General features: G+C 68.4%; 14 protein-coding genes. 6 read left to right on the top strand and 8 right to left on the bottom strand.

The window, feature by feature from the left end:
* Positions 1-48 precede the first annotated feature (48 nt).
* The 5 genes from ACFXI3_RS36980 to ACFXI3_RS36960 all read right to left on the bottom strand — a co-directional run bounded on the left by ACFXI3_RS36980 (position 49) and on the right by ACFXI3_RS36960 (position 5,093).
* The gene (locus ACFXI3_RS36980; RefSeq protein WP_378405982.1) at positions 49-1,122 is read right to left on the bottom strand and encodes a glycosyltransferase family 4 protein; all 1,074 of its coding nucleotides are present in this window, start codon (positions 1,120-1,122) and stop codon (positions 49-51) included.
* A 130-nt stretch (positions 1,123-1,252) separates the two neighbouring features.
* Positions 1,253-2,587: a nucleotide sugar dehydrogenase gene (locus tag ACFXI3_RS36975; RefSeq protein ID WP_378405953.1), complete on the bottom strand. Its 1,335-nt coding sequence runs from the start codon at positions 2,585-2,587 to the stop codon at positions 1,253-1,255.
* A 220-nt stretch (positions 2,588-2,807) separates the two neighbouring features.
* Entirely contained in the window at positions 2,808-3,518 is a 711-nt protein-coding gene (locus tag ACFXI3_RS36970) for a glycoside hydrolase family 75 protein (protein WP_378405951.1), read from the bottom strand.
* A gap of 300 nt (positions 3,519-3,818) precedes the next feature.
* Positions 3,819-4,451: a polysaccharide deacetylase family protein gene (locus tag ACFXI3_RS36965; protein WP_344269844.1), complete on the bottom strand. Its 633-nt coding sequence runs from the start codon at positions 4,449-4,451 to the stop codon at positions 3,819-3,821.
* A 177-nt stretch (positions 4,452-4,628) separates the two neighbouring features.
* Positions 4,629-5,093 (bottom strand): CGNR zinc finger domain-containing protein, encoded by a 465-nt coding sequence (locus tag ACFXI3_RS36960; RefSeq protein WP_378405949.1) that lies wholly within the window; start codon positions 5,091-5,093, stop codon positions 4,629-4,631.
* Between the two features lie 97 nt (positions 5,094-5,190).
* Between ACFXI3_RS36960 and ACFXI3_RS36955 the strand changes: the two genes are divergently transcribed.
* Positions 5,191-6,051 (top strand): alpha/beta fold hydrolase, encoded by an 861-nt coding sequence (locus tag ACFXI3_RS36955; RefSeq protein ID WP_378405947.1) that lies wholly within the window; start codon positions 5,191-5,193, stop codon positions 6,049-6,051.
* A 40-nt stretch (positions 6,052-6,091) separates the two neighbouring features.
* On the opposite strand, the gene ddaH is transcribed toward ACFXI3_RS36955, so the two are convergent.
* Positions 6,092-6,937, bottom strand: a complete 846-nt coding sequence (ddaH, locus tag ACFXI3_RS36950) for a dimethylargininase (RefSeq protein ID WP_344269835.1) — start codon at positions 6,935-6,937, stop codon at positions 6,092-6,094.
* Positions 6,938-7,011: 74 nt separating this feature from the next.
* On the opposite strand from ddaH, the gene ACFXI3_RS36945 reads away from it, so the two are divergent.
* The 4 genes from ACFXI3_RS36945 (at position 7,012) to ACFXI3_RS36930 (ending at position 11,505) form a co-directional block, all read left to right on the top strand.
* Positions 7,012-7,455 carry an Lrp/AsnC family transcriptional regulator gene (locus ACFXI3_RS36945; protein WP_037712217.1) on the top strand — a complete coding sequence of 148 codons (444 nt, stop codon included), beginning with the start codon at positions 7,012-7,014 and terminating at the stop codon, positions 7,453-7,455.
* A gap of 12 nt (positions 7,456-7,467) precedes the next feature.
* A complete protein-coding gene (locus tag ACFXI3_RS36940) occupies positions 7,468-8,229 on the top strand; it encodes an enoyl-CoA hydratase (protein WP_378405945.1) in 762 nt (253 codons plus the stop codon).
* 286 nt (positions 8,230-8,515) lie between these two features.
* Complete coding sequence (locus tag ACFXI3_RS36935; RefSeq protein WP_378405943.1) at positions 8,516-10,444, top strand: 2-oxoacid:acceptor oxidoreductase subunit alpha; 1,929 nt, start codon at positions 8,516-8,518, stop codon at positions 10,442-10,444.
* Positions 10,441-11,505 carry a 2-oxoacid:ferredoxin oxidoreductase subunit beta gene (locus ACFXI3_RS36930; protein ID WP_344269818.1) on the top strand — a complete coding sequence of 355 codons (1,065 nt, stop codon included), beginning with the start codon at positions 10,441-10,443 and terminating at the stop codon, positions 11,503-11,505. Before ACFXI3_RS36935 ends, ACFXI3_RS36930 begins: the two co-directional genes overlap by 4 nt.
* A gap of 66 nt (positions 11,506-11,571) precedes the next feature.
* Here ACFXI3_RS36930 and ACFXI3_RS36925 read toward each other — a convergent pair whose 3' ends face one another.
* On the bottom strand, positions 11,572-12,996 hold the full coding sequence (locus ACFXI3_RS36925) for a hypothetical protein (protein WP_378405941.1): 1,425 nt from the start codon (positions 12,994-12,996) through the stop codon (positions 11,572-11,574).
* Positions 12,997-13,008: 12 nt separating this feature from the next.
* Positions 13,009-14,046 (bottom strand): polyprenyl synthetase family protein, encoded by a 1,038-nt coding sequence (locus tag ACFXI3_RS36920; RefSeq protein ID WP_378405980.1) that lies wholly within the window; start codon positions 14,044-14,046, stop codon positions 13,009-13,011.
* A 259-nt stretch (positions 14,047-14,305) separates the two neighbouring features.
* Between ACFXI3_RS36920 and ACFXI3_RS36915 the strand changes: the two genes are divergently transcribed.
* A complete protein-coding gene (locus ACFXI3_RS36915) occupies positions 14,306-14,953 on the top strand; it encodes a hypothetical protein (RefSeq protein ID WP_378405939.1) in 648 nt (215 codons plus the stop codon).
* The last annotated feature ends 203 nt before the right edge of the window (positions 14,954-15,156 follow it).

The raw sequence follows: 15,156 nt of genomic DNA, 5'->3' as shown, positions 1-15,156 counted from the left end.
CGGTTGGTTACACCATCCGGCCGAACCTTGTTCGAAACGCGACCCGGCTCAACCCAGCGCACGCTCGTACGCCTTGATCAACGCCGCCTGGGAATTGCCCCAGGCGAGCGGTCCGCGCACGCGCTGCTTGCCGAGCTGTCCCATCCGTTCCCGCTGCTCCGGGTCGTCCAGGAGCACGGAGACGAGCTTCGCGAACTCCGCGATGTCGTTGGCCGGGGCGTAAAGCGCCGCGTCGCCCGCCGACACCCGCGCCTCGCGCAGCTCGAACGACACCATCGGTTTGCCCATGGCCATGTATTCCATGACCTTGTTCATCGTCGACACGTCGTTGAGCGGGTTGAGCGGATCCGGCGAAAGGCACACGTCGGCCGCGGACAAATACCGCAGCAGATCCTCGTCGGACACCCGGCCGGTGAATTCCACCTGTCCGGACAATCCGAGCTGATGCGACAACGCGACCATCTCGTCGAACGTGTCGCCCGCGCCGACGAACACCGCGTGCCAGTCGTCGCGGCCCACCTCGTCACGCAGCGACGCGAGCGCGCGCAGGGCGTAGTCCACGCCGTCCTGCGGGCCCATCACGCCGAGGTAGCAGAGCAGATTCGGCTTGCCGCGCTTGAGTTCCGGCTCCACCGGCACCTCGTGGAACCGCTCCACGACCGGCGCGCTGCGGACCACGAACACGTCCTCGGGCGCCTTGCCGCCGCGGATCCGCGCGACCTGGCGGTAGCTCTCGTTGGTGGACAGCACGACGTCCGCCGCGCGATAGGTGGAACGTTCCAACGCACAAACGCCGCGGTAAAGGAAATCCTGTCCGCGGTCGAAGCGGGACAAATACAGTTCCGGCACCAGGTCGTGCTGATCGAAAATGAACTTCGCGCCGCGTCTTCGCAGCATCCGGGCGACGAGGAACAGCAGATCCGGCGGGTTGCAGGCGTGCACGACGTCGACCCGGCCGATCTTGCGCGCGAGCCGGAACGTGTGCCACAGCGCGGATCCGTACTCGCGCGCGTACCCGGCCGGCCCGCCGGTCGCCGCCTGCAGCGGGTACCGGTGGATGTGCACGCCGTCGAGCACGACTTCGGCCTCGGTGTCCCGTTTGGTGCCCTGCGGGCAGATCACGTGCACCGTCATCCCGGCGTCGCGCAGCGTCTGGCATTCCTGCCACACGCGCCGGTCGAACGGCACCGACAGATTCTCGACGAGAATCAGCGCGACCCGGTTCCGCAGGATTTCGTTTTCGGAAAAGCCTTCACCAGGCAAGGCCGACGTACCCCTCTTCCGCCCGGCGCGCGGCGGCGTCCGGGACGCGGACCAGATCGACCAGCACCGGCCCGCTGCCGTGCGGCAGGGCGGCCAGCACCTCCGGGTCCGAGGTGCCGATCAAGCACACCTCGGAGTGGTCGAGCACCTCTTGCACCGACCCGGCGAGCAGTTGCCCGAGGTGCGGCAGCCTGCTTTCGATGTACTCGCGGTTGGCCCCCATCAGCCGCGACAGGCTGACGTTGGCGTCGTGGATCTTGAGGTCGTATCCCTTGCCGAGCAAGCGTTCGGCAAGTTCGACCAGCGGGCTCTCGCGCAGATCGTCGGTGCCCGGTTTGAAGGAAAGCCCGAACAGCCCGATCTTGCGTTTCCCGGTCCGCGCGACCAATTCGAACGCCCGGTGCAGATGTTCGGCGTTCGACGGCAGCACGTGCGCGAGCAACGGCACCGAGATGTCCGCCTGCCGCGCGGCGTAGACCAGCCCGCGCAGGTCCTTCGGCAGGCAGGAGCCGCCGAAGGCGAACCCGGGCCGCAGGTACGCCGGGCTGATGTTGAGCTTGCGGTCGGCCAGGAACACGTCCATCACCTGATGCGAATCGAGCCCGAGCGCACGGCAGATCGCGCCGAGTTCGTTCGCGAAACCGATCTTCACGCCGTGGAAAGCGTTGTCCGCGTACTTCGTCATCTCCGCGACCGGGATCGGCACGCGGAACACGTCGCCGGGCAGCCCCTCGTACAGCTTCGCCACGACGTCGCCGCTGCCCGGATCGAACTCGCCGATCACCGTTTTCGGCGGCTGGAAGAAGTCGCGGACGCTGGTGCCCTCGCGCAGGAATTCCGGGTTCACCGCGACGCCGAAGTCGACCCCCGCGGTACCGCCGCTGTGCTTTTCCAAGATCGGCACGAGCAGCCCGAGGCAGGTGCCCGGCAGCATCGTGCTCCGGAACACCACCGTGTGCCGATTCTCGTTGTTCCCCAAAGCTTTTCGTTCTTTCAACGCATCGCCGATCTGCTCGGCGACCCGCTGCAGGTACTCGGTGGAAAGGCTCCCGTTGGGCGCGGACGGCGTACCGACGCACACCAGGGAAACGTCCGTCGCGAGGATCGCCTCGGCCACCTCGGTCGTCGCCCGCAATGCCCCGGAGGCGACCACTTCCGCGGTCAATTCCCCGATCCGTTCCTCGACCACCGGCGCCTTGCCGGCCGTCACCAGGTCCACCTTCGCCGGATTGACGTCTACTCCGACGACCTCGTGCCCTTGTCCCGCCAGGCAAGCCGCGGACACGCACCCGACGTATCCCAGCCCGAAGACGCTGATCTTCACAACGAAACCTCCGCCCGACCGCTCGCTGCTCATTGGTCGGAGCGCGGACGGGCTTCGTTACCGGTTCCGCATAACAAGGCGGGAACCCGTGTCCTCGCACGGATTCCCGCCTTGCGCCGCCCACCGGACCGGCGGTTACCCCATCCGGCCGCATCGCCCGGGGAATTTGCCCACCGTTGTCCGGAAAGGGCAGTGAATGCCTTCCGAAGCTTCGGAAAATTCAGTTTCCGCCCACGAACGCCGACGCCAGCTTTTCCCCGGTGCCCGTCGCGGCCGAGTGGTCCTCGATCGGGTCCACCGCGGAGTTCTTGAAGCAGACATAGGTCACGCCGGAGTCGACGCCGCCGTTCTTCGGGTCCGGGTTGATGCCGAGATCCTTGGCCGTCGCGTACGACGCCTCGCCGATGATCTTGTTCGGCCCGGTGTCTCCGATGACCGCGTACTCGACCTTGCCGTTGTAAATGACCGCACAGGAACCGCCGCCGCGGAGGCCGGAGTTTTCGTAGTTCCAGATGCTGCTCGAAGACGGGACCACGATGTACGGGAGTTTGGCGGCGTTGAGCGCTTTGCCGTCGGATTGCGGGAAGGCGGTGTCGGGCTGGAAGCAGCAGTCGGTGTTCTCGTTGCACTCGGTGGTGCGCTGGCCGTCGCAGTCGATGTCCATGTCGGCTTTCCAGAAGACCGCTTTGCCCGCGTCGCACACCGGGACGGTCGCGCTGCCGGAGTCTTCGTCGGTTTTGTACTTGCCGTTGGAGATCTGCTTGCAGGAGGCGACCTTGGCGAGGATCTGGTCCGCGGTCGGGCCCGCCTGAACCGCTTCGGCGGCCGGGTTCGCGGCCGGATTCGCGGCTCGGGTCGCGGCGGAGGCGAGCGCGGCGGGCAGGACGGCGGCGGCTATCGCCAAAATCGCGAGCAGGACGAGTTTCCGCATCGACGCTCCCTGTTTATTAGGAAACTTTCCTTACGGCGGCGCGCGCTCAGGATGCCGCCGAACGGATGCGGTCACAACCCGCCAAAAGAGGGTGTTTTTTCCCACCGAACCGAGCAACCCGCAAAGAAACCCCAAGCTGCGCGCCCCCGCCACCCCGACAGACGTGCGTGAGGGGAACCCTGAGGGACTCTGAGTCCCTCAGGGTTCCCCTCACGGACATCCCGCGCGCAGTCGCAGGGCCGTTTTAGGGCCCTGGCATGGGAATCAAAGTGCGTGAAGGAGGCCTTCGCGGATCGCGAGTTACCGGCCTGGCCGAGAAGCCCAGCGGGCCGGGAATCGGCGCGGACGGCGGCTCACTGCCTCGGCCCAGCGCGAGCTCAGGTCCGACCGGATCTCCGTCCGCGACCGCACCAGCGCCGCCCCGCGGACCCCGCCGACGTTCGCGTACACGCGGGTCGCCCCGGCCTCGCGCAGATGCGTCAGCACCCGCCGGTCAAACCGCCCCTCCGGCAGCGAAAACCGCCGCACCGGGGTGCCGCTCAGCCGCTCCAGCAACCGCGGTGCCTCGTCCAGCTCCCGGCGCACCGCGAACGACCCGTCGAGGCGCCGCCAGTCCAGCCGGTCCCACCCGTGCGATCCGACGTGCATCCCCGCGTCCACCAGCTGCCGCAGCCCGTCGCGGTCGATGTACCCGCGCTCGCCGACCCGGCCGGCCAGCGGGAAGAACTCGGCGTAAAGCCCACGCTCAACAAGCCGCGGCAAGGCGATCTCGACGTCCGACGAGTTCCCGTCGTCGAAGGTGAGCTGTGCGCCCGTCCCCGAGACGACGTCCAGCAGCGCGTCGAACTGCTCCACGGTGATCCACCGCTCGTCCTCTCCCGGGTCGAGGGCTCGCTGGGGTTTGCCAATGCCGTGCACCGCAAAGGTGATCATCGCGCCTCCCGTCCGAAGTACCGTACCCGATTAATCGGATTAGCAAACGGAGTAGTTACCGACGCTGATCCCATGGTCAACAGGGGACTTCTGGGGTGGAGAAAACACTCCCGCAGGAAAATCGGAATATGTCCACACTTGTAGACAGCCCTCATCTTCACACGTTTGGGTGAAGATTCAATGATTGCGCTGATAGTGCCGCCGAGCCTTCTCCCGGTTCCCGCACGCCGCCATCGAACACCAGCGCGCACGGTTCGCCCGGCTGCGGTCGAGCAGGAACAACTGGCACTCGTCGTTGGCGCAGGCCCGCAACCGGCCGGGAAGATCCTTTTCGAGCGCCGCCCAGTCCAGCACCGCCCCGGCCGCCAGCCGGGCATGCGGCGGCGTCTCCACTGACCAGCGAAGGCCGCCGGCGGAAATCTCCGGAACCTGGCGCACCCCGTCGAGCAGCGGACGCAACACGACCGGCGAACTGTCCCCGCGCACGACGTCCCGCAGGAGATCCCGCGCACGAATCAGCAGCTCCAGCTCCGCGGCACTCCCGTCGCCACCGTGCTCCCGCGCCCACTGCCGGTCGAGCGCGTCCTGTTCCTCGCCGTTGACCAGCGGCCTGCTGTTGAGCAGGTCGAGCAGCGCGTCCATCGAAGCTCCCTAACCAGACTGAACCCTTTGACAGGTTAGCTCGACCATGCTTCCCTGGCGAGTACCTAACCGGATTAAGACCTTAAAGGAGTTAGTCATGATCCAGCACCGGACGACCGTCGTCGACGGCCAAGAGCTCTTCTACCGCGAGGCCGGTCCCGCCGACGCGCCCGCGATCGTCCTGCTGCACGGGTATCCGACCAGCTCGTTCATGTTCCGGAACCTCATCCCGCTGCTGGCCGGCCGCTACCGCGTGATCGCGCCGGACCACCTCGGCTTCGGCTACTCCGCCGCCCCCAGCACCGACGAGTTCGATTACACCTTCGACGCACTGGCCGACCTCACCTCCGGCCTGCTCGACCAGCTAGGCCTGGACCGCTACGCGGTTTACGTCCAGGACTACGGCGCCCCGATCGCCTGGCGGCTCGCGCTCAAGCACCCCGACCGGATCTCCGCGATCGTCACGCAGAACGGCAACGGTTACGAGGAAGGCTTCGTCGACTCGTTCTGGACCGGCCTCTGGGCCTACGGCGCGAACCCGGGCCCGGACACCGAACCGGCCGTCCGCACCGCGCTGAGCTACGACGCCATCCGCTGGCAGTACCTGCACGGCGTCCCCGACCCGAGCCTGGTCAGCCCGGACACCTGGGAGCACGACCACGCCCGCGTTTCCCGCCCCGGCAACGACGAAATCCAGCTCGCGCTGTTCCGCGACTACCAGCACAACCGCCCGCTTTACCCGCGGCTGCACGAGTTCCTGCGCACCCACGACGTCCCGGTGCTCGCCGTCTGGGGCCGCAACGACGAGATCTTCGGCCCAGCCGGCGCGGAAGCCTTCGCCCGCGACGCCAAGGACGCCGAGGTGCACCTGATCGACGGCGGTCACTTCCTGCTGGAGAGCCACCTCGACGTGGTCGCGGGCTACCTGCGCGGCTTCCTCGGCCGGGTCCTGGAGTAAGCCGGGGTTGGCAAAACTGCCGATCGGAAACCGCACTGACCTACTTGCGGATCTCCAGCGTGCAGCACTTCGGCCCGCCGCCGGCCTTCCGCAGCTCCGAAATATCCACGTAGACCGGCTCGTAGCCTCGCTCAGCCAGTCGCGCACCAAGGTCCGTCGCCTCGACCGGCAGCACGACGTTCCGCCCGTCGGACACCCCGTTCAGCCCGAAGCACTCAGCATCAGCCGCGGTAGCGAGAACAGCGTCCGGGAACATCCGCCGCAACACGCGCTGCGAACCAGGCGAGAACGCCTCCGGGTAGTAGACGACCTGCGCGGTCGCCGTGTCGGTCGCCTCGGCCAGCACGAACAGCGCGGTGTCCAGGTGGTAATAACGCGGGTCGATCAGCTGCAGCGACACGACCGGGACGCCGAGCACCTCCTGCGCCTCGGCGTGCGCGGCCGGGTCGGTGCGGAAGCCGGTGCCGGCCAGCAGCAGCTTTCCGGTCCAGGCGAAATCGCCCTCGGCCTCGTTGATCTTCTCCGGCATGGTCAGGTCGCGGTAGCCGTGTTCGAGGAACCAGCGGCGGAAGTGCTCCGCCTCGGCGGCGCGCTGCGGGGCACGGAACCGCGAGCCGAGCACGCGCCCGTCCACGACGGTGCCCGAGTTGGCCGCGAACACCATGTCCGGAAGGCCGGGTTGCGGGTCGATTTCCTCGACGGTGTGGCCGAGGCGGCGATAGGTGTCGCGCAGCTCGGTCCACTGCGCGACGGCGACGTCCGCGCTGACCGGCTTGGAGGGGTCCATCCAGGGGTTGATCGCGTAGTCGACGGCGAAATAACGCGGCGGGCACATCAGGTAACGGCGGGGCGTGGGCACCCGCGGCGGCACAGCCTCTCCCTGCATGCAACCAGGCTAAGGTGGACCTAATCTCGCAATCAATCGCTGTTCACTGCGCACCTGCGTGCTAAACATTGCGTGTGAACACCATCGACCAGCGAATCGTTTCCTGCCTGGTGGCCAACGCCCGCTCCAGCTACGCGGAGATCGGCAAGGTGGTCGGGCTGTCCGCCCCCGCGGTGAAACGGCGCGTGGACCGGCTGCTGGAAACGGGCGTGCTGCGCGGCTTCACCGCGGTCGTCGACCCGGAGGCGCTCGGCTGGGGCACCGAGGCGTTCGTCGAGGTGCACTGCCAGGGCAACGTCACGCCCGGCCGGATCCGCGCCCGGCTCGAGCCGTTGACCGAGGTCGTCGCCGCGTACACGGTCTCCGGCGCGGCGGACGCGATCGTGCACCTGCGCGCCGCCGACATCCACCACCTGGAGACCGCGCTCGAACGGCTGCGCGGGCTGGAAATCATCGATCGCACCGTGTCGACAGTCGTGTTGTCCCGGCTGCTGGAGCGCCCGCCGACGCCCTCCTGAGATGCTCGCGGCATGACCGACCGCATTCACAGCGAGCACGACCAAGGCGTCGCGCTGCTCACCGTCGACGCCCCGAAGAGCCGCAACGCGCTCACTCTCGACCTCTCCGCCGAGCTGGCCGCAGCGGTCGCGCGCGCCGAAGCCGACGAGAACGTGCACGCAGTGATCGTTACTGGCGCACCGCCAGCGTTCTGTGCGGGCGCGGATCTCACCGCGCTCGGCAAGGCCGACGCCGAAGGGCTGCGCTCGGTGTACGCGGGGTTCCTCGCTGTCGCCGGATGCAGCCTGCCGACGATCGCCGCGGTCGGCGGGGCCGCTGTCGGCGCTGGTCTGAACCTCGCGCTGGCCGCCGACGTCCGCCTCGTGGGGCCGCACGCCAAATTCATCCCGCGGTTCCTCGAACTGGGCCTGCACCCCGGCGGCGGCATGACCTGGATGTCGCAGCGAATCCTCGGTCCGCAGCAGGCGTCCGCGATGGCGTTGTTCGGCGAAACCCTTACCGCGGAATCCGCAGTCAAGGTCGGGTTCGCACTGCGCTTTGTGGACGGCGACCACGACGCATTGGTCCAGGCCGCCCGCGACCTCGCCGCCCCGACGGTCGCCGCGCCGCGCGAGGTCGTGCTGTCCACCAAGCGGACTATGCGGCACACGAGCGGCCTGACCGACCACGCCGCGGCGGTCGACGCCGAGCTCGTTCCGCAGCTGGAATCGCTGGCCGCACCGGCATTCGCCGAGCGGCTGGCGGCGATGAAGGCGCGCATCAGCGGCCGCTGACCAGCACCGCGCACAAATTCCCACATTCCGGGAACCCTCAACCTGGAGCAAACTGCTGGTCAGTGCCGCGCGGTCGGCAAGAGACGCGCGTCACTCCGGACGAGGGCCCGATTCGCCCTACGATCGAGGGCACCCTGGCGGGCATCTGGTCTGGCCACCCCACACTTGACCGCACTCGGGCCGCGGCCAGGGGCGCGGCGAGTAACCTCGGAAGCAGGCCTCGGCGGGCTCCCCGGGGAGCCGACCCTGGCCCGCAGCACGCCGGGAGAGAGGGATTCCCTGACCCATGAGCACCAGTGCGAACGGCAGCGCGGCCGGGAACGGGCAAGGCGCGCTGACCGCGTCCCGCTCCACCGAGGTGAACAAGCTGGACCGGGTGGTCATCCGGTTTGCCGGCGACTCGGGCGACGGGATGCAGCTGACCGGCGACCGGTTCACCTCGGAGGCGGCGGCTTTCGGGAACGACCTGTCGACCATGCCGAACTTCCCGGCCGAGATCCGGGCGCCACAGGGCACCATCCCCGGCGTCTCGTCCTTCCAGGTGCACTTCGCCGACTACGACATCCTCACGCCGGGCGACCGGCCGGACGTGCTCGTCGCGATGAACCCCGCCGCGCTCAAGGCGAACGTCCGCGACGTCCCGCACGGCGGGACGATCATCCTCAACACCGACGAGTTCTCCAAGCGGAACCTGGTGAAGGTCGGCTACGAGACCGACCCGCTCGACGACGATTCGCTGTCGCCGTTCCAGGTGCACCGGGTCGCCATGTCGACCCTGACCCAGGGCGCGCTCGCCGACACCGGCCTCGGCAAGAAGGACGCCGAACGCTGCAAGAACATGTTCGCGCTCGGCCTGCTGTCGTGGATGTACCACCGGCCGACCGAGGGCACCGAGCGCTTCCTGCGCGAGAAGTTCGCGAAGAAGCCGGACATCGCCGAGGCGAACATCCTTGCCTTCCGGGCAGGCTGGAACTACGGCGAAACCACTGAATCGTTCGCGACCACCTTCGAGGTCGCGCCCGCGAAGCTGGACAAGGGCACCTACCGGCAGATCACCGGGAACACCGCGCTGGCGTACGGGATCGTGGCCGCCGGACAGCAGTCCGGGCTGCAGATCCTGCTCGGCACGTACCCGATCACCCCGGCCTCGGACGTTTTGCACGAGCTGTCCAAGCACAAGAACTACGGCATCATCACCTTCCAGGCGGAGGACGAGATCGCCGGCATCGGGGCCGCGCTCGGCGCGTCCTACGGCGGGGCGCTGGGCATCACCTCCACGTCCGGCCCGGGCGTCGCGCTGAAGTCGGAGACCATCGGCCTCGGCGTGATGACCGAACTGCCGCTGGTGATCATCGACGTGCAGCGCGGCGGGCCGTCCACCGGCCTGCCGACCAAGACCGAGCAGGCCGACCTGCTGCAGGCGATGTACGGCCGCAACGGCGAATCACCGGTGCCGATCGTCGCGCCGCTCTCGCCCGCCGACTGTTTCGACGCGGCGATCGAGGCCACCCGGATCGCGCTGAAGTACCGCACGCCGGTGCTGCTGCTGTCCGACGGCGCGATCGCCAACGGTTCCGAGCCGTGGCTGGTCCCGAATGTCGAGGACCTGCCGGATCTGCGCGTGGAATTCGCGGCGGAACCCAACTCCGACAACGGATCCGGCGAATTCTGGCCGTACGTGCGCGACCCGGAGACGCTCGCGCGGGCGTGGGCGATCCCGGGCACTCCCGGGCTGCAGCACCGCATCGGCGGGCTGGAGAAGGCCGACGGCACCGGCCACATCTCTTACGACCCGGACAACCACGACAAGATGGTGCGGCTGCGCCAGGCGAAGATCGACGGCATCGACGTGCCGGACCTGGAGGTCGACGACCCGTCCGGCGAGGCGCGCGTGCTGGCGCTGGGCTGGGGTTCGTCCTACGGCCCGATCGGCGCGGCCTGCCGTCGCGTGCGCAAGCTCGGGATGCCGATCGCGCAGGCGCACCTGCGCCACCTCAACCCGTTGCCGCACAACCTCGGCGAGGTGCTCGCGCGCTACGACCGGGTCGTGGTCCCGGAGATGAACCTCGGCCAGCTCGCGCTGTTGCTGCGGGCGAAGTTCCTGGTGGACGTGCACTCGTACACGAAGGTCGCCGGCCTGCCGTTCAAGGCCGAGGAACTGCAGAACGTGTTCTCCGACATCATCGCCAACCTCGTTCCGGAGGGCGTCAAGTGACCGCCATCGATCTCGGGCTGCCGCAATTGGGCGGCATCGACCTGGTGCCGACCACCGACGAACCGCAGAAGGCCAAGGACTACAAGTCCGACCAGGAAGTGCGCTGGTGTCCCGGCTGCGGCGACTACGTGGTGCTCAACGCCGTGCAGTCGTTCCTGCCGACGCTCGGGCTCAAGCGCGAGAACATCGTCTTCATCTCGGGCATCGGCTGCTCGTCGCGGTTCCCGTACTACCTCAACACCTACGGCATGCACTCGATCCACGGCCGCGCGCCGTCGATCGCGACCGGTCTCGCCACGACGCGCCCGGACCTGTCGGTGTGGGTCGTGACCGGAGACGGCGACGCGCTGTCCATCGGCGGCAACCACCTGATCCATGCGTTGCGGCGCAACGTGAACATCAAGATCCTGCTCTTCAACAACCGGATCTACGGGCTCACGAAGGGCCAGTACTCGCCGACGTCCGGCCAGGGCATGGTCACGAAGTCGACGCCGATGGGTTCGCTGGACACGCCGTTCAACCCGCTGTCGCTGGCGATCGGCGCGGAGGCGTCGTTCGTCGGCCGCGCGATGGACTCCGACCGCAAGGGCCTCACCGAAGTCCTTGAGGCGGCGGCGAAACACCGCGGTTCGGCGCTGGTGGAGATCTACCAGAACTGCCCGATCTTCAACGACGGCGCGTTCGATGTCTTGAAGGACAAGGACGAAGCCGCCTCCCGGCTGATCCCGCTCCGCACGGGCGAGCCGATCCGCTTCGGTTCGGAAGGCGAATACGGCGTCCGCCGCGGCGATTGGGGCGGCCTGGATGTCGGCAAGGTCGCCGAGATCGGCGAGGAAAACCTGGTGGTGCACGATCCGTCCATCGCGGACACCTCGTACGCCTTCGCGCTTTCCCGCCTCGGCGACCAGAACCTGAACCACGTCCCGATGGGAATCCTGCGCCAGGTCGAGCGTCCTACGTACGACGATGCGGCGCGGGCCCAGGTCGAGCAGGCGCGTGAGGCTCGGAAGCCGGACCTGCAGGGATTGCTGCGGGGCAAGGACACCTGGACTGTCGTTTAGGTTTTAGTCCACTTACGACAGAGGCCGCCACCCCCTCGGGGATGGCGGCCTCTGTCGCATGTGGACTCAGTGCAGGGGACGGAACCCGACCCGCTCGGCATCAGCCGCGCTGCGGAACCACACCTCGGCGACCATCTTCGGGAACTGCGGCGAATCCTCCCCGCAATACCGCAACGCCGTCACGCTCGCCTTCACCGTGAAACCATCCGCCGGACGGCCACCGCCCGGACGCGGCATCGCCGACCCCGGGCCGAACGGCCCCGGCGGCACCGCGTCGTCAGCAGTCTGGCGCGCGGGCGGCGGTTCCGGAGCAGCCATCGCGGACTGGTTCGGCTGCACGGACGGCTCGAACAGCGAACCGCTGTGCCCGCCGGCGAGATCCGGTTCGCGGCGCTCCACCGGGCGCATCGACGGCTGGATCGGTTGCGGCGCGTCGAAACCGCCGCGCGGGGATTCACGGCGCTGCCGCTTCGGCAAGCCCTGGCCACCCGCAGCGTCAACAGCGTCCGCAGTGTCCTCTGTGGACACTGCGGCCTCTGCGGCGGGCTCGACATTCGGGATCAGGTGATCGGTCGTCGACTCCTCTTCGAGGTGACCGACAGCCGATTCGACCGGTTCGGCGGGTTCTTCGAACGCCGACCGCTGCGGCGCGTCCGTCTGGTTGAACCAGTCCGGCTCCGGCTCGGCCGCGCGGCCCGGGCCCGGGCGGAACAGCGAGACCGGCTCGGGCTCCGAAGCGGTGCTGTCCAACGGATTCGGGTCGAGTCGCCGCTCCAAAGAGGACAGACCGTCGGCCGGTTCGGCCAGGTGATGGCTCTGCTCCTGCTCAGCGGGACTGTCCGCCTCGGAGTAGTCCGCCGCCGGAACGTCGACCGGGTCCGGAATCCGGTGGTAGCCGCTGTCGTGCGCGTCCGCCGGTTCCGCGATGCGGTGGTAGCCGCTGTCGTGGTCCTCGGCCGGCTCGGCGATGCGGTGCGAACCGGTGTCGCGGTCGACCGGCTGCAGGTACTCGGTGGCCGCGGCGCGGTAAGCCGAGCCGGAGTCCTCCGGAGCGCTCTCGGCCGGCGCGCTGTCGAAAAGACCGTTCGCCGCATGGTGTTCGCGGGCCTCGGCCTGAGCGAACGCCTCGTCGACGTCGTCCTCCGGAGACTCCGCAGTGTCCACAGAGGCCGCGGCGGCCGCCGGTTCCGGAGCCGTGCGGTATTCCGCGTCGTACTCGGCTTCCGGCTCGAAAGCGCTCGTCGCCTGGATGACTTCCGTCGGAGCGTGCTCGCGGCGGTCTCTGGTCCAGTCCTCCGCGGGCGGCAGCACCGCGGTGCGCGCGGGCGTGCTGGCCGCGGCGCGCGCAGTGTCCGCGTGCGCGCTCGCCAGTTCCGCTTCCAGTTCGCGTACCCGCTTGCGTGCCGGACGCGCCAGCACCAGCCAGGCGATGACCGCGCCGACGATGAAGGCCAGCAGGCTCCAGAGCCACACCTGCCCGAAAATGGACATCTTCCGCCCCTTTTAGAACGTTCGCGCGACCAGGTAGTCGGCGACCGACTCGCAAGCGTCGCGCGCAGGGGAAGCGGGCAGCGAGGCGAGCTCGGCACGTGCTCGGGAAGCGTAGTCGGAAAGAGTTTCGCGCGCGCGTTCGAGGCCGCTGGAACGGCGCAGCAGCTCGAGCGCCTCGGCCACCAGCTCGTCGTCGGTGATCGGCCCGGCGAGCAGCTCGACGAGCCGCGGGTCGGTGCCCGGATCGGCCAGCGCGTACAGCATCGGCAGCGTGCGAACGCCTTCCCGCAGGTCAGTGCCCTGCGCCTTGCCGAGCTCGACCGAGGGCGACGCGATGTCGATGACGTCGTCGGAGATCTGGAAGGCCGCCCCGATGATGTCGCCGAAGCGGCGCAGCGCCTGGATGTGCTCCTCGGCCGCGCCGGACATCATGCCGCCGAAGCGCCCCGACGTCGCGATCAGCGAACCGGTCTTCTGCGCGATCACGGTGAGGTAGTGCTCGACCGGATCGTCGCCAGGCCCAGGCCCGACCGTCTCCCGCATCTGCCCGCTGACCAGCTCGCCGAACGTCTCGGCGATGATCCGCGCGGCGTCCGTGCCGAGGTCGGCGACGAGCCGCGAAGCGTGCGCGAAGAGGTAGTCGCCGGTGAGGATCGCGACGGTGTTGTCCCAGCGCGAGTTGACGCTCTCCGCGCCGCGGCGCATGGTCGCCTCGTCCATGACGTCGTCGTGATACAGCGTCGCCAGGTGCACCAGCTCGACCGCGGCAGCCGCGATCAGCACCTGCTCGCCCTGCTTCGGCCCGAACTGCGCGGACAGCAGCGTGAACAGCGGACGAAAACGTTTGCCCCCCGCCTCGACCAGGTGCAACGCCGCGTCGTGCACAGCGGGCACGTCGCTCTTCACGACGTCCCGCAGCATCGTCTCGACGTCCGCCAGCCCGCCCGCGATCGCGCGCAGCAAGGGCTCGTCCTGGATCTGCAGCCCGACGGTCGCGCGCAGGTCCTCTACAGCGCCATCCCGGGCCGCCCCCGGAGGTGGTGAAGACACAGACACGTCGGCTCCGCTCTCTCGTGGCGCTCGTCGCCAGTCGGTTACCCCCTTCAGGGTAGTGGTTGCCCCGCGGCCTGCCTTTACCCGCTGTCCTGCGGAAACGGTGACGAACGCGACACTGCCGCCCCAGCTGAGCGCTGGGCCACGAACGGGTTGATCCGCGATCCCGGACGGGTGATCGCCGCCCGAGGGCGCAACGGGCGATTCGGACCTGCGGATAGACCTTTGAGCAGCATCAGCAGCGAGGAGACGAGACATGATCATCAAGCGCGCCAAACTGGCCGGAGCACTGACCGCCGCCGGCCTGCTCGCCGCTGCCGGCACCGCCGCCGCGGACAGCCCCGCCGGAATCGCCGACACCGGCAACGCGAACTTCACCAAGGCCGGCACCACGATCTCCATCCCGACCCAGGCCCCGTGCGCCGTAGAAGGCCCGACCAGCGGTTCCGCACCCGCAGTGTCCAAGCCCGGCGTCACATTCGGCGGCGGCACGTCAAGCTGCACCACCGAAGTCGTCGACCCCGCGAACGACGTCACCACCACGACGTCGACCGCCACCGGCAACAACTTCGAACTGTCAGCCCTGGTAAGCGCGGGAGGCAAACGCATCCGCATCTCGTCGTACACAGTGACCTGCAAGGCAACCCAAAGCGGCACCAACGCGAACTGGACCCTGAGCGGCCTCACCGGAATCAGCGGCCTGCCTTCACCCATCCCCGCGAACTACACCAAGCCCCTGACGAAGAGCGATGGAACCGTACTGGCGAACGCGGTCTTCAACATCCAAACGCTCCCAGGCGACGGAAGCATGACCCTGACCATGCTCCGCATCGACTTCGCCCCCGCCTCCGGCGCAACAGGCTCAGTCACCGTAGGCCACACCGCCTGCGCCCCCACCCCCTGAAGTCCGTGAGGGGAACCTTCACGAACTCAGAGTCCCTCAGGGTTCCCCTCACGCCCCCAACCGGTCCGCCGCGACGCGCCCCAATGTGGCATTGGGTGCATGCGACGCACCGAACGCCACATTGGGTGCATCTGACGCACCCAATGCCACATTGGGGCGCAAGCCCCCACCCCCCCCCAACCCAGGATCGTATAAAAAAAAGA

This window comes from Amycolatopsis sp. NPDC059235 (assembly GCF_042754125.1).
Lineage (GTDB): Bacteria > Actinomycetota > Actinomycetes > Mycobacteriales > Pseudonocardiaceae > Amycolatopsis > Amycolatopsis albidoflava.
Note: the sequence above shows the minus strand (reverse complement) of the source record. Positions and strands in the feature narration are given on the sequence as shown.